Here is an 841-nt window from a genome sequence, read left to right as displayed (position 1 = left end):
TCTTCGTTAGGCTACTTGCCTCCCGTTGAATTTAAAAAACACTTATCCCTTAATTTTTTTGTTTGAAAATGTGTTGCCATTCCACAAATTAGCACACTAGCTTTAAGTCGTCTTCATTATGAAGATAACTGATAATAAAAAACCACCTGAAGGTGATTTGACTGTTTTTGATGACTGATGGGTGACTTTCAAATGTTACCCTTTAAATTAACCTTGCTGGTTAATCGTAGAATCCGCTAATTCTTTTGTTGATGTATTTTGCATAAAAAACCGCAGTTAAGCGGCTTTATTTAATAATTTTATTCGATGATAAATCTATAAAAAATTAAAATTTTTAGATAAATAGTGTTGACTTTTATTGTAGGATACCTTACAATAATAACCATCAAGTAAGGGACTTGATAAGGTAAACCCCCGACCTAAGACGAGGGCTTAAGGAGAAGAAAAAATGAAATTTTTAATCATATTTCTTCTACTACTTGTAAGTTTTCCGGCTTTTTAAGTAGTATCAAAGGTGGGGCGAAAGCCCTGCCGATGACCTTAAATATAACAACTAATATTTAATAAATCAAGGTGATTATATGGCATTAACAAGAGCCGAAATTAACGAACGAAGTAATGAAAAACGAGGCATTAAAAATAAAGCCTTTAAATTAAATATAGACGATATCGCAATGATTAAACAAACGGCTTTAGACTTAGATATATCAGAAGCCAAACTTGTAGTAGAAGCAATAAAATTCTACAGAGAAAACAAAAAAGCCTCTTAATTGAGGCTTCAGATTGATGACAAACCTCGATATAATTCGGGGTTTATTTTTTTATTTAAACCATAAATAAG

At 31.4% G+C, this 841-nt stretch carries 1 protein-coding gene; it reads left to right on the top strand.

Going from position 1 to position 841, the window contains the following annotated elements; genetic code table 11:
• Positions 1 to 581 precede the first annotated feature (581 nt).
• The gene (locus tag GQ593_RS13390; protein WP_160432471.1) at positions 582 to 770 is read left to right on the top strand and encodes a ribbon-helix-helix protein, CopG family; all 189 of its coding nucleotides are present in this window, start codon (positions 582 to 584) and stop codon (positions 768 to 770) included.
• The last annotated feature ends 71 nt before the right edge of the window (positions 771 to 841 follow it).

The organism is Gilliamella sp. Pas-s25 (genome assembly GCF_009795885.1).
Taxonomy (GTDB): domain Bacteria; phylum Pseudomonadota; class Gammaproteobacteria; order Enterobacterales; family Orbaceae; genus Gilliamella.
This window is presented reverse-complemented; position numbering and strand designations above follow the sequence as displayed.

Excerpts from the sequence above, each read along its gene's own strand:
- GQ593_RS13390 (WP_160432471.1), top strand. The coding sequence starts at position 582 with ATGGCATTAACAAGAGCCGAAATTAACGAACGAAGTAATGAAAAACGA.